A 25,774-nucleotide genomic window follows, 5' to 3' on the forward strand; every position below is an offset into this window, starting at 1 on the left:
TCAGCCAAAGGGTAAAGTTCATTTTCGAGAGGCACTAGATATCTGCTAATCCTCGAAGCTACCAGAATGGAGCTCAGCACCTGGCTGGAGTATTGTTCCGGCGGCTATTGGAAATCTCCTTGGAGGCTTATTGTTTGTTGTCCTACCTCTATAGATCGCTTTCGGCTCGAAACACAGCACCATGATTCAGGGCTGTAATGCGGGGGACCGACTCATAAGCGCGAGGACTACAAGCAGAAAAAGCCGCTGGCGTAGTTGGACGCGGCGTCATAGGCTGTTGAATTTGGCAGCAGGTATTGTTAATGCGCTGAGGATGGATAATTGAGCACAGTCTGCTGGCCGACGAGACAACCTTTGCGCTGATATTTCGAATCGCTAGCGTTGTCCACCAAAACCAGCTATGGATGGCGTGGCTGGCGCATTGGGTTTTAATACGCCAGCTATATCGCCACTATGTTGCTGGCACGGGTGCTCATAGTCCTCGTTATTGATCCAAGCGCTAATGATCTAAATGAATTTATTTAAAACAAAATAGATCGAGGTCGACCTTAACGTGCTTAATTTCCCCTTTTCCGGAACACCCCCAACTACCCAATCGCCCCAAGCGCTGGAAACGTCCTCAGTAACCAAATAGCAAAACGCACCAACTGTCCACTTGCCACCGCAATGCCCATCAGCACCAAAATCGCGCCCGTGATTATCTGAAGATAACGACCCGTTCGGCGCAATGAACCTATTCGACGCATAAAGGGTGTCATGAAGTACGCGGAAAGCAAGAACGGCACACCTAAACCCAGTGCGTAAATACCCAAAAGCAATATTCCCTGCCCAAGACTCTCAGACGTGGCGCCGAGTATCAAAATACCGCCAAGCACGGGACCAATACACGGCGTCCAACCGAAGCCGAATGCCATGCCAAGCACGGTCGCCGACCAGGGCTTACCCCCACCGCCCCGCGGCTCAAAGCGGTAGTAACGTTGCATCCATAGCGGGGCACGTATAACGCCCATAACCATCAGGCCAGCGACGACAATAACGCCGCCCGCGGCAATATTCAGTTCGTAGCGATACGATAAAAACAAACGCCCAACTACAGTGATGCTGGCCCCTAAAATCAGAAACACCATGGAGAAGCCAGCAACGAAACACGCACTCAGGCCCAATGCTCGCCAGCGAGCCACACGTGCTTCGATATGAGAGGCACTGGACTGAACCGAATCGCCCGCAATATAGGAGAGGTAACCTGGCACAAGCGGTAAAACACAGGGCGATAGGAAGGAAGCAATACCGGCGAAAAACGCCGTTAATAGCCCAATGACAGTTAATTCAAGCATCGCATCATTCCCAGTAGGTAGTCTGCTTTATTCTTATCTCGCATCACTTTAAATCCCGAATAGAGGCGTGCAGCAGTGCGCCATCAATTAAAGCTTCAACTTGCGGGCCATCCCAGGCAGCGGGCCCCATCGCCCGGCCGATTTCGCGCCCTTCTCGATCAATCAATAGCGTTGTTGGCACGCCCGGCGCACGCAGCGTGTCTGAAACCCTTGTCGTCGGGTCAACGTAATGCTTTAACGTTCGAATGCCAAAATCCTGATAGAACGGTTTGATCAAATCAGGATCCCGATCAATTGACAGGGCAACGACTTCAAAGTCTGGACCGCCACGGTTGGCATTTAACCGGTCCAACGATGGCATCTCTTCGCGACATGGGGGGCACCAGGTCGCCCAGACATTAAGCAATATGACACGACCTTCAAAATCGGCCAAAGTCACGGTCTTGCCCGTCGCATCCTGGAAGGAGATCAAAGGCAGTTCGCGTGGCGTATGCCAGCGCATGAATCGCTGCCCCCTATGTCCACCGCAACATTAAGTACTCCACCTAGGAGATTTTTCGAGGCATTGTTACGTTGGTACAAAAACAAAGCGGTCGCGATGGCGATCACGCTGATTAACGCCACTGCTGCCCAAGCAATTATCTTAAAAGAGTTCTTCATTGTTAACGTTCAGCATCCATCAGTTATTGGGGGTTGCCATTTCGACTTGTTCTCGGCGAGCTCGCTCTATGCTGTCTGCGACAGCCCGCGCGGCGTCCGAGCCAGGCGGAAGCAGGTCGAATAACTGTTGCCAATAGTCAATCGCTGCCGGATAGTCTTGGCGCTCAAGCGCTGCGGCGCCTGCCAAAGTCAGGGCGAATGGCTCCCGGGGATTGAGCGATAGTGCGCGCTCCAGCAATTGCGTCGGCTCCCCTTTAAAGCCAGCTTGATTGCTTCTGGCGAGTGTTTCGGCATATTCGGACAACGCCAAAGGATCCGACTGGATGACGGTCGCCGCTTTGGCAAAGGCGGCAGCCGCGTCTTCATATTTTTCAAAATAACGATATGAGCGCGCCAGCATGAGCCAACCAGGCGCGTCATCAGGATTGCGCGCCAACCTGGCGGCGAGCGAATCCACCATGGCCTGCACATCGGCTTGTGTCATAACGGGAGCACTTTGCGCCGGCGGTGGCGTAATGGCTGCGGGGTTCCCTATCGCAAGATAGGTAAGCGTTGCTGCCACGGGCAAGACAATGGCCAGCGCTATCGCGGCTGACTTGCTGCTCTGGCGCCGTTGCCCGGTATCCTGAGCGGGTGTTGCCTCATCGAGCACACGCCGTTGCAGCTCTTGTTGGGCCGCAGCGTGATCAGGTAAAGACAATATACCGTTGGCGCGATCCTGCTCCAGTTCAACCAATTGGTCGCGCAGTACCGCCGCATTGACGGCGTGATGCTCGACACTGCTGTCCAGCTTGGGGCTACGCCACAGAACAAACACTAGCCACCAGGTGACACTAGCAGCAAGTAATGCGGCAATTAGGATAAAAATCAAATTCATGGTTATGTTCCGTTGTCCGTGGTTTGCGCTAGCAGTGCCTGCGCCCTCTTGCGCTCATCGTCGCTTAACAATGCGTCAGCCACACTGCTTTTACGGCGACGCAATGTTGTTGCCAGAACGAGCAGACCAAAGGCCAGCAGCAACATGGGGCCAAACCATAGCAATAGCGTGGTGGCTTTTAATGGCGTGCGATAGAGTACGAAATCACCATAACGATCAACCATATAGGTTCTAATCTCGGCATCGCTTTTGCCCGCTTGTATCTGCTCGCGTATCTGCTGACGCAAATCCACGGCCAAGTCGGCGCGCGAGGCCGCGATTGATTCGTTCTGGCACACCAGGCAGCGCAACTCGCCAGCAATATCCAACATGCGCTTTTGCGCCGCGCCGTTATCCGCCCACGATGGCAAGGCGATGACCAAGCACAATAATGTCAGCCACCAACGTTTCATTGCTCAAGCTCCCGTATCAGCGGTAGTATCGTGTCGCGTACCGCACTATCGGTTACTGCACCGATGTGCTTGTAACGAATGAAGCCGTCCTTATCGATAACAAAGGTCTCGGGCACGCCATAAACGCCATAGTCGATGCCCACGCGCCCTTGCGTATCGGATACGGACAACACATATCCATTGCCATGGCGTTCCAACCACGAAATGGCTTCCCCGCGTATATCTTTGTAGTTAAGGCCTACAATGGGTACCCCATGTGTTTTAGCCAACGCCGTAATCACGGGATGCTCTTCAAGGCAGGCATAACACCAGGAGGCCCACACATTGAGCAGCCACACTTGGCCTTTCATGGCTTCTGGTGAAAACGTGTCTTCTGGCGACGCCAACTGGGGCAAGGTGAAGCTTGGCGCCGGCTTGTTAATAAAAGGCGAAGGGACTTCGCTGGGCTTAAGGGTCAAACCGAAACCCAGGAAGCCAACCAGTACGACAAAACCGACCAAGGGCCATATAAAGCGACTCATGCTGTGGCTCCTGCGGCGACCAAAGCAGCCTTACGTTCGCGACGTTTCTTAAGTCGATAACGACGATCACTGATAGCTAACAGCCCACCCAGCGCCATCAAGATGCAACCAATCCAGATCCAATCAACGAATGGTTTGTGGTAAACACGCACGCTCCAGGCGCCGTCGGCGAGCGGCTCACCCAAGGCGACGTACACATGGCGCAATCCGTTGGCGTCAATGGCTGCTTCTGTCATGGGCATTTCCGAGGAGATGTAGCTACGTTTTTCGGGATGAAGCAAACGTAAGATCCGACCATCGCGTGACAGCTCGATGTCACCGATTTCTGCAACATAATTAGGTCCCTGTGCTTTACTGACGCCTAGAAACTTCAAGTCATAGCCCCCTGTGCTTACCGTGCTGCCGGGCGTCATACGAACGTCCTGTTCAGTTTCATAGCCCATGACGAGCGTCACTCCCGCTACGAACACAGCAATGCCTAAATGGGCCAGATGCATGCCTAGCCAGCTAAGCGGTTGAGCTCGCAGCCCTGTGCGCGTAGCCCGCATACGGTCAACGATGCCCTTAACCACCGCAGTGGCAATCCACGTGGCCAGTGCCAGACCTAACGCCACCAGCGCCGACCAACGCCCCAGCATGAACGGTGCGCCAACACCGACCACAAGCGCCACTACAGCCGGAACATGCAGGTGTTTTATCAGAGCGCTTATCTTGGCCGTCTTCCAGTTAGCCACCGGACCTACCGCCATGAGAAGCAGCGCCGGCACCATCAGCGGTATGAAAACGGCATTAAAGTATGGCGGTCCCACGGAAAGTTTGCCTAACCCGAGTGCATCAATGAAAAGCGGATACAAGGTTCCGAGAATGACGGCCCCTGCTGCTACGGCCAACAATACGTTGTTCACCAGCAAGAGAGACTCACGCGATATCAGTTCAAACCGCCCGCCCATGCCCACCTTGGGCGCGCGCAGTGCAAATAAAAACAAGGACGAGCCGACCACCACGGCGAAGAGCATCAAAATGAACACGCCGCGGCGCGGATCGGTGGCGAAGGCGTGTACTGACGTCAGCACGCCAGACCGTACAAGAAAAGCGCCCAGCAATGAAAGCGAGAACGTGCTGATAGCAAGAAGCACTGTCCAGTTCTTGAAACTGGCCCGTTTTTCGGTGACGGCCAGGGAGTGGATCAACGCAGTACCCACCAGCCACGGAATAAACGAAGAGTTCTCTACCGGGTCCCAGAACCACCAGCCACCCCAACCCAGTTCGTAATAGGCCCACCAGCTCCCCAAGGCGATACCTAAGGTCAAGAACAACCACGCTGCCGTCGCCCAGGGCCGGGACCAACGAGCCCACGTCGAGTCGAGCTGCCCCGCCAGCAATGCGGCAATGGCAAATGCAAACGCTACCGAGAATCCGACATACCCCATGTACAGCAGTGGCGGATGAAATATCAGTCCAATGTCTTGCAGGAGCGGATTCAGGTCCATACCCTCCATAGGTGCCGGTACCAGGCGCTCGAACGGATTAGAGGTAAGCAGCACAAACAGCAGGAATCCAGCGGTGACCAGGCCCAGCACCCCCAGTACACGTGCAACCATGACATCGGGCAGTTGCTTGGAGAACACACTTACAGCGTACGCCCAGCCTGTTTGCATCAGCAGCCACAACAAGAGCGATCCTTCGTGGCCGCCCCAGACCGCGGCGATACGGTAAAGCAAGGGCAATTGCGAGTTGGAGTTCTGGGCGACGTAAGCCACCGAAAAGTCCTTAACGATGAAGGACCAACCCAGCGTCGCGAAGCTAACAATAATTAACAGGAACTGCGCGCGCGCGGCAGGTCGAGCAAAGGCGATCCAGACATCATTGCCACGCGCCGCACCAGCAAGGGCTAAACAGCCCTGCGCAAGCGCTACAAATAGCGTCAGAATCAGTGAAAAATGACCGAGTTCAGCAATCATGAGCGTTATGGCCTCGCAGTAATCGTGTTCTTGGCGGCCTCATCCAGCGCATGCTGCGCTTCAGGGGGCATATAGTTCTCATCGTGTTTGGCGAGCACCTCTTCAGCGCGGAACAATCCATCGGCCCCGAGCTTGCCTTGAGCCACTACCCCTTTGCCTTCACTAAACAGGTCGGGCAATATTCCCGTATAACTGACCGGTATCATCTTGGCGGTATCGGTCACAACGAACTTCACCGTGAGCCCATCACTTTGGCGCTGCACACTGCCGGTTTGCACCATGCCGCCGACGCGAAACGTCCGCTCCTGGGGTGCTTCACCGGCACTCACCTGCGTAGGCGTGAAAAAGAATACAAGATTGCTTTGAAAAGCATTGAGCACTAAGGCTGTGGCAATGCCGAATGCGGCCACGCCACCAGCAATAAGCGCGATACGTTTATGGCGATTTTTCATCGAGATCCCTCTTCCCTCAGGATTAACTTGCGCTTCACTTGCGATAAAGCCACTTTGCGGCGCTGGCGCAGCAAGAGCCATTCAGAGCAAAGAGCGACCAGGGTGACGGCGACTGACCCCCACACGTATTGCCCATAGCCGCCCATCGCAAAAAACTCAGCAGGACTTGTCCAATTCATTGCTTTACCTCCTTCAATTCATCTAACCACCCAGCATGGTGTTCGCGTTCTAAAATGATGCAGCGCACGCGCATCAGCGCGATTGCCACCGTATACATCCATGACGCCAAAGCCATAAGCAGCATGCCAATGAGCATGAGCGCAGCCATTGAAGGGGCTTGTGTCAACGAAACAGATGCGCCTTGATGCAGGGTGTTCCACCATTGCACCGAGAAATAAATAATCGGAATATTGACCACGCCGACCAGCGCAAGCACGGCACCGGCCTTATCCGCGCGCCGCGGCTCATCAACCGCTGACTGAAGCGCCATAAAACCGATGTACAAAAACAATAGAATCAGTTCGGAGGTCAGGCGCGCATCCCAGACCCACCAGGTCCCCCACATAGGCTTGCCCCACAAGGCGCCCGTCCAGAGAGAAAGAAACGTGAACATGGCGCCGGTGGGAGCCAAGGCCGAGGCCATCATGGCGGCTAAACGATTGTTAAATGCCAATCCCACAGCAGCCCAGAAAGCCATGACCAAATAAATGAACATCGACATCCAGGAAACTGGCACATGCAGGAAGATGATGCGATAGCCCTCGCCTTGCTGGGCGTCAGTGGGCGCCATGAAGAAACCCACGTACGCCCCTATGATCGCCAGAATCGCAGCGGCGACCCCAAACCATGGAATCAGCTTGCCGGCAAGGGGATAAAACATTTTTGGTGATGAATACTTAAACCAATTAATCATTCACTTGCTCATTATTCCAACGCAATCCGTAGTGCCACGGTCGTGGCCAACGGTGCAAAAAACCAGTTAAAACCAGCACGGCGCCCAGCAACGACAGATTCGCCGTAGCGCCCAGGCCGGCTGCGGCGGCGCCCACCGAACCCGCGCCAAAGATCAGCACTGGCACATACAGCGGAAGTACAAGCAAGGCGACCAGGACACTGCCGCCTCGCAGGCCCAGGGTCAAACTCGCTCCGATCGCGCCAATAAAGCTAAGCACCGGCGTACCAAGGGCCAGCGACGCAGCCAGCACCAATAACGACGGGGTTGGTAAATCAAATTGCAATGCCAGCAGCGGAGCGAGCAGCGTCAAGGGCAAACCCGTCAACAGCCAATACGCGACCACCTTGCCGAGCACCAGCATTCCCAGCGGAGCGGGTGAAAGGGCCATTTGCTCCAGGGTGCCGTCGGCATAATCCTGTTCGAACAACCGATTAAGCGACAACATAGTCGCCAGCAACGCCGACACCCAAAGAATGCCCGGCGCGATCTGCCGCAACGTGTCACGCTCAGACCCAATGCCCAACGGAAACAGGCTGACCACAATGACAAAGAAAAAAGCGGTGTCAGCACATCGGACTTGCGTCGCATAGCGAGCCTTAAATCCCGATGTATTACCCCTCGCAGTACGGATAAGCCAATCGTGTCGCTCATACGCCTACCCGTATAACGTGCGCCGTGCCTGCCAAGGTCAAATCCTGATGCGTCGTCAAGACTGCAATCCCGCCATCACTCAGATGCTGGTCGATGACCCCCACTATCCATAGGCTGGCTTGGGTATCCAATGCCGTCAGGGGTTCATCGAGCACCCACAAGGTACGCTTTTGCAGCAGGAGCCTAGCCAGATTGACACGACGCTTTTGCCCTTGCGACAAAGCTCGCACCGATAGATGCTCCCTGCCTTGCAATCCAGCTTCACCTAAGGCATCGTGTACAGCGTCCTGAGTAACCGATTCGTCAGTCAACGCCATGCTGGAAATCAAGTTCTCGGTAGCGCTTAGATCATCCTTCAGGCCCAACGGGTGGCCGCAATACAGTAACTGACGACGATACTCATCGCCAAGCTTCTTAATCGGGCTGGTCTGCCAATGAATAACGCCGGCAGCCGGAGGCGTTAGCCCCACCAGCATGCGCAAAAGGCTGGTTTTGCCGCTGCCGTTCTCGCCGCGCACCAACAGGCACTCGCCAGCCTTAAGCTGAAAGTTCAGGTTATGAAATAGGCGTCGCTCACCGCGCACGCAGTCCAGATTGATGGCTTCAAGCACCGTCGACCTTTGCTCGCAAAAACGTTAATCACCAGGTGATATCGGTATTTAGGCTAAGCGCCGATCTGCAACGGACCATCCGTTACATGCGGCACTAAGCGCTACCGTCGCAAGTAGCTGGGCGCACGCTCAAAGTTAATTGAACGCGACGACGCTGAGAACGTAGGTGTGGGGCAAGAAGAAAGTCGAATCAGCGGCGTGCCAGCTTAGGCAGCGAAAAACCACTGGGGCCGCTCGGGCCGCTCGGACAAGGTCGGTAAGCTTAGCGGCACCTCTTGAAACTGGGGGGCCAAGCTAGACGATAAGGAAGGAATAGTTTGATGTACAGATGAAATAATCGACGCCACAGGCGCTTGGCACGAATGCTCATACTGGCCCAAGAACCCCGAGGTTGAACCCGTTTGCTCAGACCCGTCAGTTAAAGCGACACGCGGCTCTTGAGCTTCGCTATAACAAGGCTCGATGCAAACCTCCCTTTCCGGCTGGCAATACACGCTCACGACGCCCCAGGAGACCTGAAGCGGCAGCATAACCAGCATAAAAATAAGGAGAAATTTCTTCATTGCAGGAACGATTGTACCAAGTGAAAAGCGTGTCTTACAAACGAAGGTATGAAAAGTCGAAGTCGGGGGTGGGTTATTTTGCAATCGCGATGTTTGTTTCCATAGAAAATGCAAGAGAACCCGCATCCCGAAAGCGTTGCACGATAGCGTGCGGCTGCATGCGCGGTGCCTCCATACTCGTCTTCGCCAAGTTCGCGAATCGCGCGATCAATGAATGCAGAGAACGTTTCAGGCAAGCTATCACCTGCCTTCCTGAGCAAGTAGGTAGTCATAAGCGACGTTCTCATGGAGTGTTGCCGCGTAACCACATCGGGAATACCATAAGCAGCGCTCCGCAGCAGTGGCGCGAACCCCACTCCGTAGCCTGCTGCCAACGCCTCCAGCCACAAAGGAATACCTGCAGCCGCCAGGACGATAGCGGCCTTGTACCGCACAAGTCCTTGGCATAGCCCCTGCAATGCGCCAAGCATCGCTGCGGCGCCAACGGCCATGAGTGCCACAGGAGCCGCCGCGCGTATATCCCCATACCTAGGCCAAACACCAGCGCCGGCACGGCAAAGATGCCGCCTCCGGCCCTTGTGAATCCCAAGACAGCGCCGATTACAAGCCCAAGCAGCCCGCCACTAAGCATCATGTATCCCTAACGGACAAATAGTTCCGTACGTCTGTATTTGGGCTACCCATCAGCGCGGACCTAATACTTCGGCCAGTGCTCCTTGCTGCGGCATGCCGTTGTGCTTCTCGATGAGGCCAGCAGCGCCTCGAAAAACAATACCCGGCGTACCCCGAAATCCCATGGACAACATGAGCATCTGGTTATCATCGAGGGTCCGCTGCACATCGTCCGGAACGCTCTTGGCGGGCGTAATGCCTCCCTGATCGAACTTGACTTCGTTCTCCAGCAAAGCGACCGAAGGATCGGCGGCGCCAAGAATCGCGGCCGCTTTGGTTGGACTGTCCTCCTTGATGACACCGACTAACAGGTGGCGCAACTGGACTTTTCCGGCATCCACCCACGGGCGCGCAGCTTCCCAGAACAGGTGACAATAGGGACAGTTGGCATCGGTGAAGGTATAGACAACGCGCGGCGCGTCAGCCTTGCCATCCAACACCCACGTGGCCGACTCCAGCTGCGCCCAAGCCTGGTCGCTGATCGGCTTGGCAACCAGGTTCTGCAGTGTCGCTTGGTCAATCGGTTCGCCTTTGGCATTCAGGCGCGTGCCCGCAATAGCATGGCCGTCGGCCAGTACGTAGACGGCGACTGGACTGTCGCCCAGGACGCCGGCAAAGGCGCGCACGCCTTCATCCGCCTCGAATTCCTGCTTGAAGATGATGCCTTGGTCTTCCAACGCCTTAATAACCGGCGGCTTGTCCGTAGCCTGGGCCTGACCGCCGCTAGGCATCAGAATCAGAGGCACCGCCGCAATGAAAGAGTAGAGCACACGCTGTGCAAACATAGTTATTCCTTGTTTGTATTGAACTCGATGATTAGTCAAAAATGGCGTGAGATCTTGCTCTCAAGATCAGCCATCGTGATCTCGCCTAAATGTAAGTCCACCATGCGCCCCTGTGCATCAAAAAGAAGGTGGTGGGCAAGCCGCCTGTACGCATTTCCCGCATAGCCTCAGACGATGAGTCGAGCAGAACATCCGTCAAATCCAGGCCTTCGCTATCAAGAAATTCCTTGGCCTGTTGTGCACTTTCCCCTGGTTGATCAAGACGAAGGCGACATTGGGAAACGCCGTCTGAGCTTGCTCAAGTACCGGCATCTCGCGCCGACACGGCGGGCACCAGGTCGCCCAAAGATTGAGTACGACCGGCATCCCCATATACGAACGCAATTGGGCAGGACGCTCCTCCAGCGTCACTAACTGCAAGTCCGGCAAAGATGGCCCGGCCTGCTGCGCCATCTGGTCAGTTTCCAGTGCTTGGGTGGCTAACGGATTTTCTGCGTTGTCCGCTTGATTACAGCCAACCATCAACAAGAGGCTGGCAGCAACAATGAGGGACAAACGTAAAGGCTGTATAAGCATGGTTATCACTTGTCGGTACTGGATTCGGAGGACAGGTCGAAACGACGCAACATCTTGTCCTTGAGGCTAGGCATGGTGATCTCGCCTAAATGCGAGTCCACTTGACGACCCTGTGCATCGAAGAACAATGTGGTGGGCAAGCCGCGCGATCGCATCGTTTGCATGGCGGTGGATGATGGATCAAGCAGCACATCCGTCAAATTCAGGCCCTCGCTATCAAGAAAGTCTTGCGCCTGCTGCGCGCTTTCCCCTGGTTAACCATGACGAAGGCAACGTCCGGAAATTCTGTTTGAGCTTGCTCGAATACCGGCATCTCACGGCGGCATGGTGGGCACCAACTGGCCCAAAGGTTTAGCACGATAGGACGCCCCGCATATTCGCTCAGAGAAATGGGGCTCTCGTCCAGCGTCGCCAACTGCAAGTCTGGTAAAGGCGGGGCGGCACCTTGCATCAGATCGAGCACTCCGCCCGCGACGACCCAGGCGACGACACCCGCCATGACGCCCGCCAGCACGGGGCCGCGCAACGCCTGAGTCAAATGGGTTCGCCGCCAGATGTAGACAACCACCACCAAGACACCGACCCACCACGTAAACCCACGATCACCGAGGGCAATCATCGCCATGGGCGTGGCCGAGTACTCCTCCCACCATTGTGCGATATATGCCAGCCGAGCCGCCAACAGCCCCCAAACCACCGCATCAAGAATCATTGATCCCGCGGCTTTGTAAGGCGCACCAGGCATCCGCCGACCGACAATTCGCGCCGTCAACCAGGCCAGCAGTACGGCCGCGATGATGGTGACGACCTGTATAGGGAATGGGCCAATACCAATCATGACACACCCGCCGTGTTCAGACGTTGTAGAAAATCACTCGCATTAATCTCGCCCACCACGCGCAGATCCCGGCGCTCCGTACCATCCGGCCCCACCAGTATGAGCGTGGGCGGCCCCATGACGCCCCAGTGCTTAAGCAGTTCCTTATCCGTGCTGTCATTGCGCGTCACGTCTGGACGCACGATCTGCATGGTTGCCATCCGCGCCGCGACGGCAGGATCGCCGAACACATTGCGCTCGATCACATGACAACTGACGCACCAGTCGGCGTAGAAGTCGATCAGTGTCCACTGGCCGCGCGCGGCCGCCTCCTCCAGACGCGCATTGACGTCAGTCACCGATTTCGCCTGAACATAGCTGACCTCGGCCGTCGCCGCAGCTGCAACCGGTGCACCGCGCAGATGCGTCAGGGGCTGCAAGATGGCATCGCCTCCTGAAGCGGCACCCACAAGCATCAAGACGGACCACAGGCCGGTGAATACCGCCGCCGAACGCAAGGCCCACACCAACCGTTGCCTGGCCGCCACGGCTTGCGCCCAAGCGACGAGACCCACCGCCACCAACAGCACCCAGGCGCCCCAGAGCAACAGACTCATCGTGCCTGTCAGGAAGCGCGTCAGCATCATCACCGCCATCCCCACCATGACGTAGCCAAAGGCGACGCGTACCCTATCCATCCACGCGCCGGGCTTGGGCAGGACACGGGCGCCGAACACCGCAATAGCCAATAGCGGCAGGCCCATTCCCAGACCCAGCGCAAACAAGGCCAGTCCGCCTTGGACCGCACTGCCCGTCTGCCCGATATACAACAGCGCGCCTGCCAAGGGTGCGGTCATGCACGGACCCACCAAGAGGGCAGATAGAAATCCTAGCGCAGCCGCACCGGTGACACTACCGCCCGAACCTGTCCGTCCCGTGGACTGGAGGCGATTCACCAAGGCGGATGGCAAGCGCAACTCGAATAGGCCGAATAGCGAGCTGGCCAGAATGAGGAACAGCGCGGCGAAGGAGCCGAGCAGCCATGGCGACTGCAGCGTGGCTTGTAAATTGGCACCCGCCAGGCCAGCCGCCACCCCCACTGCCGCGTATGTGCCAGCCATCGCCAGGATGTACGACAAAGACAGAACAAAAGCCCGGCGCGGCTTAGCCTGACTACCAACGACCATGCTGGAGACGATGGGAATCATCGGCAAGGAGCAAGGCGTAAAAGCCAGTAATAGGCCGAATCCGAAGAACAGCAGCGTGCCAGCGACGGGGCCGAGCGACGCAAGCCGCTGAGCCGCCGCCTGATCCTCGCCGACACTGTCACCCGACGACACGTTGGGCGCATCAAGCCCACTCGAGGCCGATCCGGTCTGCAAGATCGCAGGCTGTTGATCGGCCGTCTGACCATCAACCAGTGCAGTTGACTCTACCGTGCTGATCTGTATAGTCTGCGGCGGATAGCAAATACCGGCGTCCGCACACCCCTGCCAATGCAGCGTCAGCGGGCCAGATGCAGTCGCGGGGTAGTGCAACCGGGCCGCATCGCCTGTATAAATTTCCGTATCGCCAAAAAACTCATCGTGCTTTGGTGTTCCGGAGGGCAGATCCAGACTGATGTCATTTCCCTGACTGTCGACTAACTTCAGTGAATGGCGGTAAACATAATAGCTATCGGCAACATGTCCTTCCAGCAGGTATTTGTCCCCCTGTTGTTGCACGTGCTCTAACGTGAAGACATCCACAGGATCGAGAAATTCAGGCTCATTGCCCGAAGAGAATAGACTGCTGCTTGCCCAAGCACTACCCACGGCAAAACAACACAGAATTAACGCTGCACGGGCGATCCGATAAACAGACAAGCTGCACTCCTCTAAATAAACTACCTTAGATGATGCGCCTGCAGGATTAAGAGAAAATTAAGGCGTAGGCTGGGGCGCAATGGGAAGCACAAGTCGAACCTCCAGGCCCCCGCCACTGCGCTCCAAAAGTTCAAGCGCACCCCCATGCCGGCGTGCGATGGCCTCAACAATCGACAAACCTAGACCGTAGCCCGGTATTGTCGGATTTCCACGCCAGAACCGGCTAACAGCTTGAGTCCGATCTTCTGCATCCAAGCCTGGCCCTTCATCGAGCACGCTGATCTGCATAGCAGCATCGCTTTGCCGTTCGATACGAACAATAAGCGGTGTATCTGCAGGCGCATAGCGCATCGCGTTATCAATTAGATTCTGAAGCGCGGCAAGTAAAAGGGGACGTGCAACACGTACTGGGCGGGAATTAGCAGCGCCTTGCACGACTATCCTGTTTATAGAATCGCCGTAAAGAGGCTGCACCGCCTCGATCGCGGCATACACCGCGTCAATCGGGTCGCTGGACTCCATTTCGATAGGCTGACCTTCCAGTCTCGCCAGGTCAAGTAACCGTTGAAGTATATCCTGCAGTTGCTGTACCCCTTGATCTGCTTTAACCAGCGCAGCCTCCAGCGTTGCACTTTCATTAGGCCTTTGCGATGCCAGCTTTGCGACCTGAATATGCGTCTTTATACCTGTAAGGGGCGTACGCAATTCGTGTGCGGCGCTATCGGTGAAGCGGCGTTCGCGCACGATTGCGCCCTGCAATCTTTCAAGGAGCTGCTGGATAGTATGCAGGAGTGGCTGGAGCTCAACCGGTGCTTTCACTTGGGGCAACGGACTATCGTCACCCGGACGGCGCCGAGCCAGCAAAAGGCGAATACGCTCTACGGGAGCCAGCCCGTGAGTAATGCCAATCCAGAGCAGGATCAGCGTTCCAAACAGAGCGACAACAAATGGCAAGCCCGCCGATAGCACCAACTCTTTAACCAGGGCCTCTCGCACTTCAATGCTGTCTGCCGTGGCAATCTGAATGTTGCCTTGACGCAGCACATACGTGCGCCAACGCTTATTGCCGTAAACATGAGTGCTGAACCCCGGATCAGCGCGAACAAGATCGGGACTGCCTGCTGTGCGGGCGATGGTTTCAATCACCACTTCGCTCCGCACAAGGCTCACCTCACAAGCCAGCCCATCGCGCGCCATGACGTCCAACGGTTTACTGCTGTTTGCAGCGATATCTCCGGGCTCGGGAAACTGAGAGACCAGCCCGGCCACCATCCGAGCCGAGGCGGCCAACCGATTGTCTAGCGCGTCGCGCAAGGATTGCCGTGCATCCATGAACATCCAGCCAGCCACTGCAGCCCACAGCACCGACAGTGAAATACCGATAATCAGCAAAAGCCGCAGGCGCAGACTCATTGTTCTTCTGCCTTCTCGGCGGAGCCGAGTCGGTAGCCAAGCCCCCGCACCGTCTGAACGATATTGTTCCCAAGCTTGCGTCTCAGATGATAAATATGGACGTTGATCGCATTGCTTTCCAGATTTTGCTCGTAGCCATAGACGCTATCGCAAAGTTGCTGTGTATTGAGAATAGCGCGAGGATTCTGCAATAGCGCACGTAACAAAGAAAGCTCGCGACGAGCCAGCGTGACGGGCGCATCATCGAGCCACACCTCGCCCGTCGAAGAACAAAAAACCAAGCTTCCGTGCTCGATACAGTCTTTACTGCGACCGGCCATCCGGCGTGTCAAGGCATGCAAACGGGCTTGCAGCTCGTCCAAGTCGAACGGCTTGATCAAATAGTCATCGGCGCCGCCAAGCAATCCATCTATACGATGGCTGAGTGCATCACGGGCAGTCAGGATGAGGACGGGCAGGTTATGGCCTTGGTCGCGCCAACGGCGCAACAGCTCCATGCCGTCCTCATCGGGTAGTCCAAGATCCAGAATACAAACATCAAAATGCGACAAAGCTAAAGCGGTGTCGGCCTGGCTGGCGGTACAGACATGATCAATCGTCAAACCGTGCAGTTTTAACCCAGTTTCAATACCGCTAGCCACCAGTGGGTCGTCTTCGACGAGCAGAACATGCATATTGTTTCCCTTGAACCGCCGGCCCTAAAAATCCTCGCAGCTATTGCAACGAGAGCAAATATCTTATCAGGCTTTCCAGCTCCGCCTCCGTAGAACCATCTCTTAATCCTGCCTTAATCCTGACTGCTTAAGGTGTCAACAATTTCGCTGCTTCGTCCACCACAGTTCCGCTTTGCACGTGTGCTGCAAGCTCCATTGGGGTTCAAGGAATGACTCGGCTGTCATGAAACATCGAGCAAATAGGTTATGACTCCAATACTTGGAATATTGTTAGCGACAAGCTTTGTCGCATCTCTGGTCGCACTGGGCATTAGGAACCGGGATGCGCCACCAACCCCCAATAAAGCATAGTGTGGCCAAACGTGAAATAAAGCATAAGCTGGCCATTTGGCCACTTTATGCTTAACTGCACAAAAGGGTCGTCTATATAACATCCGCTGCGCTGGGGTGTGTCGGTATCGACCCTTAAATTGTCGATGGCGCCACTTCACATCGAACAGTTAGTGGGCGAAGATACAGCTACTCAGTTATTCATATCAGGAGAATGAAATCATGAAGAAGCGCGGTTTGATCGTCGTCGATCTGCAAAACGAATACCTACCCACTGGCAAACTACCACTGTCGGGCATTGAGGATGCCACCGCCAATGCGGCGCTAGCCATCGCCGATGCCCGCAGCAAGGGCATTCCGGTTTTCCATATCCGCCACGAATTCGCCACTGCCGATGCTCCCCTGTTTGTGCCGGGCTCCGATGGCGTCGAGATTCAGCTGGCCGTGGCGCCGGTCGGAGACGAGCCGGTCATCGTCAAGAACCACATCAATTCGTTCCGCGAAACCGATCTCAAGCAACAGCTCGATGCCAAAGGTGTCGAAGAGGTTGTAGTTGTTGGTGCAATGAGCCACATGTGTATTGACGCAGTCGTGCGCGCCGCGGTCGACATGGGTTACCCGGCTACAGTGCTGCATGACGCCTGCGCGACGCTTGACCTTAGCTTTGACGGCGTGACGGTACCGGCAGCGCATGTGCACGCGGCGATGATGGCGGCCTTTGAGTTCGGCTACGGCACCGTGAAATCCACGCAGGCGTATTTGACTGCGGAATAAATAGCGCCAATTTCGACCGTGAAAGCACCTCGGCGTATCTTTCGGGTATACGCCGGAGTGCTGTTGTTCATTTCCTGGGCACGGCTTCGGTCATTAGTTGACGTTCTGCGGCAGGCCATATGCGTCGGCTATCAGTTCGGTCGAACGGTAAATGGCTTGCGGGGAATGCCCAAGGTTCAGGATCATCAGCTCATCGGCGTTGACGCACTGTTGCCAGGCATTGAGCTGCTCAATAACCTGCGCACCGCTGCCGCTCATGACCTTGGCGTTCCACATATCCATGATCCGGCGTTCGGTGGGCGAGTAGTCGTAGATTTCGGCTTCTTGCGCCGTAGGAACAACGAACGGGCGACGTGTGCTCATGCGCATCATGGCGTGGGAGTAGGCCCAAGCTTGCCGTCGCGCTTCATGCTCATCGTCCGCAGCCATGACGCCAAAGCTAGCGATCACATAGGGCTGGTCGAGCACGGCCGAAGGTTGAAAGGAGCGGCGATAGATATCCAGCGCCATCATTACGTTCTGGTCCGCCAGGTGCGCCGCGAAGGCGAACGGAAAGCCCAGCCTTGCAGCCAGGCGCGCCGAGTAGTCCGACGACCCCAGCAGCCAGACCGGCGGACGTGCGAACGAGCGCGGCACACCATTCTCCTGGTCCTGCCTGGGCCCGGGCACGGCATACACGTCGGTTTTGAAGGGATGGTCGTCGGGAAAGTCGTCGTCCAGGAAGGCTAGCAGCTCCATAAGCTGGGCCGGGAAGTCCTCCGCGCCGACCTGGCCGCGCCGTAGCGCCGCCGCCGTGTTCATGTCCGTGCCAGGTGCACGGCCCACGCCCAGGTCGATGCGTCCCGGCGCCATGGACTCCAGCAAGCCAAACTGCTCGGCGACGACCAGCGGCGGGAAGTTGGGCAGCATCATGCCGCCCGCTCCCAGGCGGATCCGTTTCGTCTCGCCCACCAGGCGTGCAAGCAACATCGCCGGCGACGAAGTGGTGACGCCCGGACTGGAGTGATGCTCGGCAACCCAGTAGCGGGTAAAGCCACGCCGGTCCACCAGGCGCGCCAGCTCAATGCTAGCTGCCAGCGCTTCGCGGGCCGTCAGACCTTTGCCCGCCAGGGCGAAGTCGAGGATGGATAAGGGCAATGGCGCCGCGCCGTGGCGCACGCCGATAATCGAATCATTCACTGTGTTTCTCTCGCAGAGGTTGGTCATCCGGGCGGTGCGAACGCTAGTCGCCCGATAGATACCCAAGAGTTTGCGCGACGCAGCCCTTCCCCACAATTGACCTAAATAACAATATTAGATTAATTTGGGCCAACTCATGGCTTGACCTTCCTATCGTGGCAAGCTTTATGCTGGCGTTGAGATAAATCAAAGGAGATTCTCATGCAGTTTCATATCGACAGCATGACCTGCGGCGGATGCGCCCGCAGTGTAACCAAGGCCATTCAATCGGTGGATGCCGACGCGCAAATCATGACCGATCCGCCCAGCCGTCGCGTGGAAGTGACATCGTCGGCAACCCAGGAGCAACTTGAAGCGGCGTTGCGTGAAGCAGGTTATGCACCGCGCATGTAAGCAATGCGTCGTCGCTGACCGTTGTCGCAACACGTGATGCCAATTAGCCGGTGAAGCAATGGGGGTGATGACACAAGGCCATCACCCCCATTTCGTATTGTGGTGGACGTCACATCGGGATGCCTTGTCGCCGCGATCGCCGGCCTTCGTTTCTATTCTGCTACATTCCGGCTTGACCTTCCAACGATGGGAAGCCTTACTTTTATCCTAATCCATTGGAATTGAACGACAAGGAGGTGCGATTTGAATGCCCTGACCCATCAAGAAAGCGATTTGCTAACCGCGATCAGCCTGCCTATTGAAGGCATGACTTGTGCATCGTGCGTGGGCCGCGTGGAAAAGGCCCTGCGCAAGGTCGACGGCGTTGATTCGGTAACGGTCAACCTGGCTACCGAGCGGGCCGACATCAAGGCGCGCAGCTCCGTCACCCGCCAGGCGCTGGTCAACACGATCGAGGCCGCCGGCTACAGCGTACCCGCTGCCACCCTCGACCTTTCGGTCGAGGGCATGACCTGCGCATCGTGCGTCGGCCGCGTCGAAAAGGCGCTGAAAGCTGTTCCCGGTGTTGCCGAGGCAACGGTAAACCTGGCTACCGAACGCGCCCACGTGCGCGGCAACGTCAACGCCGACACCCTGGTTGCTGCGATCGCGGCGGCAGGCTATGAAGCGCGGCCCATCGACGCTGGCGCATCCGCCGACGAAGAAGCGGCAAACGAGCGCAAAGACGCTGAGCGCGCGGCACTCAAGCGCGATCTGACCCTTGCCGCCGTCCTGACGTTGCCGGTCTTCGTGCTGGAAATGGGTTCGCACCTGATTCCAGGCATGCATGACCTGATCCTGCGCACGATCGGCGCGCAATGGAACTGGTACATCCAGTTCGCGTTGACGACGCTGGTGTTGGCTATGCCGGGCTTCCGCTTCTACCGGCAAGGCGTCCCGGCGCTTTGGCGTCTTGCGCCCGACATGAACTCACTGGTCGCGGTCGGCACGTTCGCGGCCTATGCCTATTCCCTGGCCGCCACTTTCGCGCCATCGCTACTGCCCGCGGGCACCGTCAATGTGTATTACGAAGCGGCGGCTGTCATTGTCACGCTGATCCTGCTTGGCCGCTTTCTGGAAGCGCGCGCCAAGGGCCGCACGTCCGAGGCCATCAAGCGGCTGGTCGGCTTGCAAGCAAAAACTGCGCGCGTCCAGCGTGACGGTACCGTAGTCGAAATTCCGATCGCCGACGTCGCGGCCGGCGACATCATCGAGGTGCGCCCAGGAGAACGCATTCCCGTCGATGGTGAAGTCACGCAGGGTCAAAGTTATGTCGATGAATCCATGATCACCGGCGAACCCATCCCGGTTGCAAAGTCGGTGGACAGCAAACTGGTGGGGGCACGGTCAATCAAAAGGGTGCGCTGTCTTTCCGTGCGACAGCGGTGGGCGGCGCCACCGTGCTCGCTCAGATCATTCGCATGGTCGAACAAGCGCAAGGGTCCAAGCTGCCCATCCAGGCGTTGGTGGACAAAGTGACCATGTGGTTCGTGCCCGCCGTCATGGCGGCCGCCGCACTGACTTTCCTCGTCTGGCTCATCTTCGGACCGCAGCCCGCGCTAACCTTCGCACTGGTGAATGCGGTGGCTGTCTTGATCATTGCCTGCCCTTGCGCCATGGGCCTGGCGACACCCACCTCGATCATGGTGGGCACCGGGCGCGGCGCGGAGCTGGGCGTGCTTTTCCGTAAAGGCGAGGCGCTGCAATTGCTTAAAGATGCCAAGGTCGTCGCCGTGGACAAGACCGGCACATTAACCGAGGGCCGCCCGACGCTGACCGATCTGGACATCGCCGAAGGCTTCGAGCGCCAGGACGTGCTCGGCAAAATCGCGGCTGTCGAGACGAAGTCCGAGCATCCTATCGCGCGCGCCATCGTCGAAGCCGCCGGCAACGAGGGGATCTCGATTCCCGATATCACGGACTTCGAATCGGTCACCGGCTTTGGCGTAAAAGCGCTGGTAAACGGAGAACAGATTGAAGTCGGCGCGGACCGCTACATGCGCAAGCTGGGGCTCGATGTTGATGTCTTTGCGGCGAGCGCCGAGCGCTTGGGCAATGAAGGCAAGACACCGCTCTATGCGGCCATCGGTGGCCGGCTGGCTGCGATCGTAGCGGTCGCCGATCCCATCAAGACAACAACACCGGCTGCCATCGCCGCGCTGCACGCGCTGGGCCTGAAGGTCGCGATGATCACCGGGGATAACCGCCGCACGGCCGAAGCCATTGCGCGCCAGCTTGGCATCGACGAAGTGATTGCCGAAGTCCTGCCGGAAGGCAAGGTCGACGCGGTACGCAAGCTCAAAGCCGAGCATGGGCAGCTGGCATTCATCGGAGATGGGATCAATGACGCGCCGGCACTGGCCGAAGCCGACGTGGGCCTGGCCGTGGGCACCGGCACGGATATTGCCATCGAGGCGGCCGACGTGGTGTTGATGTCGGGCAACCTGATGGGTGTGCCCACCGCCATCGCCCTGTCGCGCGCGACCATCGGCAACATCCGCCAGAACCTGTTCTGGGCCTTCGCCTACAACACCGCCCTGATTCCGGTGGCGGCGGGCGTGCTGTATCCGGCCTGGGGCATTCTCTTGTCGCCTATCTTCGCGGCGGGAGCGATGGCGCTTTCCAGCGTCTTCGTTCTGGGCAACGCCCTGCGTTTGCGTGGGTTCCGCTCACCGATAGAGGCCACCAAATCCTCTCAACTGCCGACGGCGGCGTAATTGGAAAGGAGATATTGAAATGAATATTGGGGAAGTAGCGAAAGCCTCTGGCGTCTCAGCGAAGATGATCCGATACTATGAACAGACTGGACTGATCCCCCAAGCGAATCGCAGGGAGTCGGGTTATCGCAATTATTCTGCATCTGATATACACATGCTGCGGTTTATCCGCCGGGGGCGTGACCTTGGTTTTCCGGTGGCCGAGATCAATGAGCTTCTGGGCCTCTGGCGCGACAAATCGCGCCAGAGCGCTGAGGTAAAACGTATCGCTACGGCTCACATGACAGAGCTGCGCGAAAAGATCGACAGCCTGGAGCAAATTGCCAATACGCTTCAGACGCTGATCGAGTGTTGCTCCGGCGATAACCGTCCCGACTGTCCGATTTTGGACGACCTCGAGAACACAGCCGATAGGCAACAGTTGTAGCAAACCCGCTGCGATTGCTGGTTAGTCCGTTGGGGGTCAAATTAAATCATACAAGATTGAGATAGGGATTACTGGGAGGTAACTCAGTGAACAACAAACTGGGGTCACCCAACAAATAGCCGTGAAGCCTTCGAGATTTCCGTGGTCCAAGAACGTCGCAGGTCCAAATGTTCAGTCCGTTGGGCTGCTTACGATGCTGACGTAGCTTCTCAAAACGCTTCTGCACCCACTGCCAGTCCTGCTGCTTCTCCTGTTTAGCTAGCGCACCGACCTGCGGATACTCTTGTGCGTAACGCTGGAACACGCCGGGGCTAACCAGGTAAACGGTATCGCTCACGGTATGCACCAACGCCTTCGCATCGTTGATGATGAGTTTGCGCAACTGGATGCCCTCCCTCAGCCACACCATGAAATGCTCGCCAGACGGTTGCCCCCCAGGACTGGCGAACTGGCAACGTGCGTCAACCGCGTGGTTGGAGTAAGCGGAGATGGCGCAGTTGGATTTGAGGTCGCGCTGGACGAGGAGTCCTCACCGTGGACCGCAGCGGAAGATCCGTCCATGCCAATCATCGTCAATAGTTCGTCTATGGCGTCCGGCGCACTAGCCGTATCCCGAGGTGGCACCGGGAGCACTGCCGAAGTCGATGCAATTTCAGTATCACCGGCTGATGGTGAAGCTTCCCGATCCGATGGCAGTGGGCTCGCCATGGGCAGCAATTCGTCCACACTAAGGTCTGCCGCCTCGCTGGTGAGCGTTATATCGATCGTCACCGTGCCCGCGAATGGCTCGGGCCGGTCACCGGACTCCCAGATTAGCGCGGGCGACAAGCGTAAAAAAGTGAACGTGTTTGACCATCCGCTCTCGCTGGCGACCGTAGCCTTCCAGATCGCCTTGCCTTCGGGGGTCGGCTGCAGCATGCCATGATCCTGCAGCACATTAAAGACGGCGGTGTTACTCGTCGGAATGCCATCGATACCCTGCGAGAGCAGGTGCGCACGTAGCTTATCGGAAACCGTCTTACTGACCAGCCAGAGTGCGTCCTGGGTAAGCCAGCCATCGGAGGCCTGGGGCTGGTTCAGCTTCAGCTCTTCCTTTAGTAGGTAGCGAAGGCCTTCCAGCAGCTTGCGCTGCAGTGCGTGCTTGGGCGCGGCCATGGCGCGTGCGGGATCACCGCCCAATGCCTGGGCCACCGAGGCGCGATCAGCCTGAATGACCAGTTCGCCCAGCACCCCAGCGTGTTCATACTGTCCGGCCAGCACATAGAGCAATGCAGACCAGAGCGACGGAAAACCGCTAAGCCAGTCCAGAATGTCGCCATCGAGCACCCGTGTGTAGAGCAGTCCGGTGGCGGCGCTGTGCAGCCGGAACTCACGGTCTTCCCGATAGCGAAAGCGGTAGGGCCGAGTTAGCGGGCCGTGCCAGGGATGCCAGATGCTGCCGTCTTCATGCTCAACATGCAGATCCACCGCGATCTTGCCGATGTCGTGCAGCAGCGCGGCATAGGCAGTCGCCGCAGTCCAGGCTTCTGCCTGAGCGGCCTGGTCTTCGGGCGTTGTGCCCCCAGGCAGCAGATGAGACTGGCGCAGTTTCAGGGCATAGGCGACGATCTCCAACCCATGATCGAGCATGCCGCCTGGATAGGCGTGGTGATGGCTTTCGGAGGCGGGAAATAGCTGCACCAGCTCGGCATAGCGTTCCAGCGGTGCGCGGTACAGCGATGCAAATTGCTTACGCGAGAGCGACGTGCGTTGCCAGATGTGTTCCAGCAGGCGCTGGCGTCGAGGGGTGGACAACAGCGAAGCGGCCGACTCTGGCCGCGTCAGCCCTTTGGGTGGTGCGGTCAGGGATATGGCGGTCGCATCGATAGCTGGCAGTAACCGTTTGCGCTGGAACAGCGAGAGCATGGAAAACCTCTGGTGATTGGCTGGCAAGAGAGCCTTTTGGCCTTTTCAGGTAGGGCCTTTCCCCTTAGCTCCATTCCCTTCTTCCTTTCTGACCCTTTGGCCCTTGAACCCTTTGGGTATAGGGCAATCCGGTCTTGCTACGCCAGTATCAATGCGGGACTGGCAGGCTCGGATTGGCAACCAAACCTGTTGTGCCCATCAGCACATATCTTGCAATGTGCGTTTATAGATATACAATTAAAATGTATATCAAATGTAGGAGTTATTAGCATGCAAGTCGCCAAATGGGGTAACAGCTTGGCCGTGCGCCTTCCGGCCAGCCTGGTAGAAGCCCTGGAGTTGCAAGAAGGTGACGATATTGAGATCGTCGTGGATGGCCCGCGCGCGTTCGCTGTTCGCAAGAAGCCGGGTTCTGAAGCCTTGCTGAAGCGTCTGCGTACCTTCCGGGGCAAACTGCCGGCGGATTTCCGCTTCAGCCGGGACGAGGCCAATGCGCGCGACTAAGTTCAAGTATTTTATGGACAGCAATGTGGTGTTGTACCTGCTGTCGGAAGACTCAGCCAAAGCGGACAAGGCTGAAAGCCTATTGAAGACTGGACCAGTCATCAGTGTACAAGTGCTCAATGAAGTGACGAATGTCTGCGTACGCAAGCTCAAGATGGGCTGGGAAGAGCTCGCGCAGTTCTTGGAGCTAGTACGGGGATTTTGCAAGGTTGTTCCGCTCACAGAAACCATCCACGACCAAGCCATATTGATCGCTGAACGTCATAAACTGTCGTTTTATGATGCATGCATCGTCGCGGCGGCTACGGGGGCTGGTTGCCAGACGCTCTATAGTGAAGATATGAACCATGGTCAGATTCTGGAGGACAGCTTGACACTCAGGAATCCATTTTCTGCTGATTAATCAGGCCGAAGGAATCGATGACAATGACAGCCCCAGCATCAATGGTGCGCTCAAGATACACCACGGATTGATAAGCTAATGGTGCACAGCTTCATCCCTCTTGCCGTTTGATACTGAAATTGATACCATTAAAACAGTTTCAGTACTTTTCTGGAGGCTTTCATGAACAATAGCGTGACCGTAGCGGAAATTAAGCGCCGAGGTATGGCCGCCATTGAAGAAGGTCTGCGCCGAGGACCGGTGCATATCATCAAGCGCAATAAATCGGCTGCCGTTGTGTTATCTGAAGCGGAATACCTGCGTCTCACCGGCAAGGGGCCCTCAGTCGCTCCAGGGATGACCGCGTTGCAGTGGCTGCTGACGCAGCCATCTGCGGGCACGCGAGAGAAGGATGATATTGACGCTACGTTAGCGGAAGAGCGCAACTGGTGATTGCATTCTTCGATGCCTGCGCCCTCATCTATCTGATCGAAGGCAATGAGCCCTTCGCCAGCCGGGTGCGCAACCAGCTTGCCGAAGCGACGCAGACGTACCCAGGAATCGAATCGGCTGTCAGCCGTCTCTCCTGGCTTGAGTGTCGCGTAGGCCCGATGAAGGCCAACGACATGGGCACATTGGCGCTATTCGATGCGTTCTTCGCTCGCCCCGATCTCGTGTGGGTGGAGATGAACCGGGAGGTCGTCGAGTTAGCCGCGGCGATCCGCGTACGCCATGGGCTGCGTACTCCAGATGCCTTGCAGGCGGCCAGCTGCCTGCAACTGGGCCCGAACCACCTGTTCTTGACGGGCGACGTCATGTTTCAGCGTGTTCAGGGCCTGAATGTCGCGCTGCTAAGTTAGCCGAACCGGATTTCGAAACTGTGTCTCCTGGATAGGTGATGATCATGAACCTGACAACCCGCATTAGTAAAGCAGAACGCGTTGGCCGCTGGCTTGCGCGCGGATGGCGTGGCTATCTGCACAGTGAACGTGAAGTATCGGGCTGGCTAGTGGCTCAAGGTCTACCTGCTCCTATTGTCAGCACGTTGTTGTGGATCGTCACGTTGGCCGTGGTGGTAGGGCTACTCTATACCGCGTTCTGGCTGGCGCTGCTTTTGGTCTTCGCCGTTGTTGCAACGTGGACAGCGGACAAAAATCGTTCGGACGGTGAGTTCGCACTGCAGTACCCCGCAACGATCGAAGAGCTTCGTAACACTCCGGGATACGATCCCAGCTTACACGAAGACACCTCCCACGAGATGTACCGTGACGATTGATGGATGAGC

At 57.0% G+C, this 25,774-nt stretch carries 28 protein-coding genes and 4 pseudogenes; 10 read left to right on the forward strand and 22 right to left on the reverse strand.

Going from position 1 to position 25,774, the window contains the following annotated elements; all coding sequences use genetic code 11:
• Positions 1-587 precede the first annotated feature (587 nt).
• The 19 genes and pseudogenes from L1889_RS11930 to L1889_RS12015 form a co-directional block, all read right to left on the reverse strand.
• The gene (locus tag L1889_RS11930; protein ID WP_238665306.1) at positions 588-1,334 is read right to left on the reverse strand and encodes a cytochrome c biogenesis CcdA family protein; all 747 of its coding nucleotides are present in this window, start codon (positions 1,332-1,334) and stop codon (positions 588-590) included.
• Between the two features lie 43 nt (positions 1,335-1,377).
• The gene (locus L1889_RS11935; protein WP_238665307.1) at positions 1,378-1,836 is read right to left on the reverse strand and encodes a TlpA family protein disulfide reductase; all 459 of its coding nucleotides are present in this window, start codon (positions 1,834-1,836) and stop codon (positions 1,378-1,380) included.
• Between the two features lie 177 nt (positions 1,837-2,013).
• Complete coding sequence (ccmI, locus tag L1889_RS11940; protein ID WP_238665308.1) at positions 2,014-2,871, reverse strand: c-type cytochrome biogenesis protein CcmI; 858 nt, start codon at positions 2,869-2,871, stop codon at positions 2,014-2,016.
• 2 nt (positions 2,872-2,873) lie between these two features.
• Entirely contained in the window at positions 2,874-3,323 is a 450-nt protein-coding gene (locus L1889_RS11945) for a cytochrome c-type biogenesis protein (protein WP_238665309.1), read from the reverse strand.
• The gene (locus tag L1889_RS11950) at positions 3,320-3,844 is read right to left on the reverse strand and encodes a DsbE family thiol:disulfide interchange protein (protein WP_238665310.1); all 525 of its coding nucleotides are present in this window, start codon (positions 3,842-3,844) and stop codon (positions 3,320-3,322) included. Before L1889_RS11950 ends, L1889_RS11945 begins: the two co-directional genes overlap by 4 nt.
• Positions 3,841-5,805 (reverse strand): heme lyase CcmF/NrfE family subunit, encoded by a 1,965-nt coding sequence (locus L1889_RS11955; protein WP_238665311.1) that lies wholly within the window; start codon positions 5,803-5,805, stop codon positions 3,841-3,843. The genes L1889_RS11950 and L1889_RS11955 overlap by 4 nt, the downstream gene beginning before the upstream one ends.
• A gap of 5 nt (positions 5,806-5,810) precedes the next feature.
• On the reverse strand, positions 5,811-6,257 hold the full coding sequence (gene ccmE, locus L1889_RS11960) for a cytochrome c maturation protein CcmE (protein WP_238665312.1): 447 nt from the start codon (positions 6,255-6,257) through the stop codon (positions 5,811-5,813).
• Positions 6,254-6,436 (reverse strand): heme exporter protein CcmD, encoded by a 183-nt coding sequence (gene ccmD / locus L1889_RS11965; RefSeq protein WP_238665313.1) that lies wholly within the window; start codon positions 6,434-6,436, stop codon positions 6,254-6,256. The genes ccmE and ccmD overlap by 4 nt, the downstream gene beginning before the upstream one ends.
• The gene (gene ccmC / locus L1889_RS11970) at positions 6,433-7,170 is read right to left on the reverse strand and encodes a heme ABC transporter permease CcmC (protein WP_238665314.1); all 738 of its coding nucleotides are present in this window, start codon (positions 7,168-7,170) and stop codon (positions 6,433-6,435) included. Before ccmC ends, ccmD begins: the two co-directional genes overlap by 4 nt.
• The gene (ccmB, locus tag L1889_RS11975) at positions 7,163-7,735 is read right to left on the reverse strand and encodes a heme exporter protein CcmB (RefSeq protein ID WP_444329663.1); all 573 of its coding nucleotides are present in this window, start codon (positions 7,733-7,735) and stop codon (positions 7,163-7,165) included. The genes ccmC and ccmB overlap by 8 nt, the downstream gene beginning before the upstream one ends.
• Positions 7,736-7,859: 124 nt before the next feature.
• Complete coding sequence (gene ccmA / locus L1889_RS11980) at positions 7,860-8,474, reverse strand: cytochrome c biogenesis heme-transporting ATPase CcmA (protein WP_238665315.1); 615 nt, start codon at positions 8,472-8,474, stop codon at positions 7,860-7,862.
• Between the two features lie 949 nt (positions 8,475-9,423).
• Positions 9,424-9,668, reverse strand: a pseudogene (locus L1889_RS11985) (sulfite exporter TauE/SafE family protein); the annotation flags it as partial.
• 52 nt (positions 9,669-9,720) lie between these two features.
• Complete coding sequence (gene dsbG / locus L1889_RS11990; RefSeq protein ID WP_238665316.1) at positions 9,721-10,494, reverse strand: thiol:disulfide interchange protein DsbG; 774 nt, start codon at positions 10,492-10,494, stop codon at positions 9,721-9,723.
• 195 nt (positions 10,495-10,689) lie between these two features.
• Positions 10,690-11,070, reverse strand: a complete 381-nt coding sequence (locus tag L1889_RS11995) for a TlpA family protein disulfide reductase (RefSeq protein WP_238665317.1) — start codon at positions 11,068-11,070, stop codon at positions 10,690-10,692.
• Positions 11,071-11,075: 5 nt separating this feature from the next.
• A complete protein-coding gene (locus L1889_RS19375; RefSeq protein WP_444329664.1) occupies positions 11,076-11,234 on the reverse strand; it encodes a TlpA family protein disulfide reductase in 159 nt (52 codons plus the stop codon).
• Between the two features lie 38 nt (positions 11,235-11,272).
• Complete coding sequence (locus L1889_RS12000) at positions 11,273-11,908, reverse strand: TlpA family protein disulfide reductase (RefSeq protein ID WP_444329665.1); 636 nt, start codon at positions 11,906-11,908, stop codon at positions 11,273-11,275.
• On the reverse strand, positions 11,905-13,752 hold the full coding sequence (gene dsbD / locus L1889_RS12005; protein WP_238665318.1) for a protein-disulfide reductase DsbD: 1,848 nt from the start codon (positions 13,750-13,752) through the stop codon (positions 11,905-11,907). The genes L1889_RS12000 and dsbD overlap by 4 nt, the downstream gene beginning before the upstream one ends.
• A gap of 57 nt (positions 13,753-13,809) precedes the next feature.
• Positions 13,810-15,165: a sensor histidine kinase gene (locus tag L1889_RS12010; RefSeq protein WP_238665319.1), complete on the reverse strand. Its 1,356-nt coding sequence runs from the start codon at positions 15,163-15,165 to the stop codon at positions 13,810-13,812.
• Positions 15,162-15,839 carry a response regulator gene (locus tag L1889_RS12015; RefSeq protein ID WP_238665320.1) on the reverse strand — a complete coding sequence of 226 codons (678 nt, stop codon included), beginning with the start codon at positions 15,837-15,839 and terminating at the stop codon, positions 15,162-15,164. The genes L1889_RS12010 and L1889_RS12015 overlap by 4 nt, the downstream gene beginning before the upstream one ends.
• Before the next feature lie 552 nt (positions 15,840-16,391).
• On the opposite strand from L1889_RS12015, the gene L1889_RS12020 reads away from it, so the two are divergent.
• Complete coding sequence (locus L1889_RS12020) at positions 16,392-16,943, forward strand: cysteine hydrolase family protein (RefSeq protein ID WP_238665321.1); 552 nt, start codon at positions 16,392-16,394, stop codon at positions 16,941-16,943.
• A gap of 93 nt (positions 16,944-17,036) precedes the next feature.
• On the opposite strand, the gene L1889_RS12025 is transcribed toward L1889_RS12020, so the two are convergent.
• Positions 17,037-18,122, reverse strand: coding sequence for an LLM class flavin-dependent oxidoreductase (locus L1889_RS12025; protein ID WP_238665322.1), 1,086 nt, complete (start codon positions 18,120-18,122; stop codon positions 17,037-17,039).
• Between the two features lie 201 nt (positions 18,123-18,323).
• On the opposite strand from L1889_RS12025, the gene L1889_RS12030 reads away from it, so the two are divergent.
• From L1889_RS12030 to cueR, 3 genes and pseudogenes are all read left to right on the forward strand, one after another.
• The gene (locus L1889_RS12030; protein ID WP_238665323.1) at positions 18,324-18,515 is read left to right on the forward strand and encodes a heavy-metal-associated domain-containing protein; all 192 of its coding nucleotides are present in this window, start codon (positions 18,324-18,326) and stop codon (positions 18,513-18,515) included.
• 243 nt (positions 18,516-18,758) lie between these two features.
• Positions 18,759-21,271: pseudogene (locus L1889_RS12035) on the forward strand (heavy metal translocating P-type ATPase).
• Between the two features lie 19 nt (positions 21,272-21,290).
• A complete protein-coding gene (cueR, locus tag L1889_RS12040; protein ID WP_238665324.1) occupies positions 21,291-21,698 on the forward strand; it encodes a Cu(I)-responsive transcriptional regulator in 408 nt (135 codons plus the stop codon).
• Between the two features lie 46 nt (positions 21,699-21,744).
• On the opposite strand, the pseudogene L1889_RS19430 reads toward cueR, so the two are convergent.
• A pseudogene (locus L1889_RS19430) lies at positions 21,745-22,131 on the reverse strand (conjugal transfer nickase/helicase domain-containing protein); the annotation flags it as partial.
• A gap of 326 nt (positions 22,132-22,457) precedes the next feature.
• A pseudogene (mobH, locus tag L1889_RS19435) lies at positions 22,458-23,549 on the reverse strand (MobH family relaxase); the annotation flags it as partial.
• On the opposite strand from mobH, the gene L1889_RS18840 reads away from it, so the two are divergent.
• The 6 genes from L1889_RS18840 to L1889_RS12070 all read left to right on the forward strand — a co-directional run bounded on the left by L1889_RS18840 (position 23,485) and on the right by L1889_RS12070 (position 25,765).
• Positions 23,485-23,619, forward strand: a complete 135-nt coding sequence (locus L1889_RS18840) for a hypothetical protein (protein WP_308217690.1) — start codon at positions 23,485-23,487, stop codon at positions 23,617-23,619. The pseudogene mobH and the gene L1889_RS18840 overlap by 65 nt on opposite strands.
• Positions 23,620-23,873: 254 nt before the next feature.
• A complete protein-coding gene (locus L1889_RS12050) occupies positions 23,874-24,107 on the forward strand; it encodes an AbrB/MazE/SpoVT family DNA-binding domain-containing protein (protein ID WP_238665325.1) in 234 nt (77 codons plus the stop codon).
• On the forward strand, positions 24,094-24,510 hold the full coding sequence (locus L1889_RS12055) for a PIN domain-containing protein (RefSeq protein WP_238665326.1): 417 nt from the start codon (positions 24,094-24,096) through the stop codon (positions 24,508-24,510). Before L1889_RS12050 ends, L1889_RS12055 begins: the two co-directional genes overlap by 14 nt.
• 162 nt (positions 24,511-24,672) lie before the next feature.
• Positions 24,673-24,942, forward strand: a complete 270-nt coding sequence (locus L1889_RS12060; protein ID WP_238665327.1) for a type II toxin-antitoxin system Phd/YefM family antitoxin — start codon at positions 24,673-24,675, stop codon at positions 24,940-24,942.
• On the forward strand, positions 24,939-25,349 hold the full coding sequence (locus tag L1889_RS12065; protein ID WP_238665328.1) for a type II toxin-antitoxin system VapC family toxin: 411 nt from the start codon (positions 24,939-24,941) through the stop codon (positions 25,347-25,349). Before L1889_RS12060 ends, L1889_RS12065 begins: the two co-directional genes overlap by 4 nt.
• 44 nt (positions 25,350-25,393) lie before the next feature.
• Positions 25,394-25,765 (forward strand): DUF3742 family protein, encoded by a 372-nt coding sequence (locus L1889_RS12070; RefSeq protein WP_238665329.1) that lies wholly within the window; start codon positions 25,394-25,396, stop codon positions 25,763-25,765.
• The last annotated feature ends 9 nt before the right edge of the window (positions 25,766-25,774 follow it).

Source organism: Paenalcaligenes niemegkensis (assembly GCF_022230885.1).
Taxonomy (GTDB): Bacteria; Pseudomonadota; Gammaproteobacteria; order Burkholderiales; family Burkholderiaceae_B; genus Paenalcaligenes; species Paenalcaligenes niemegkensis.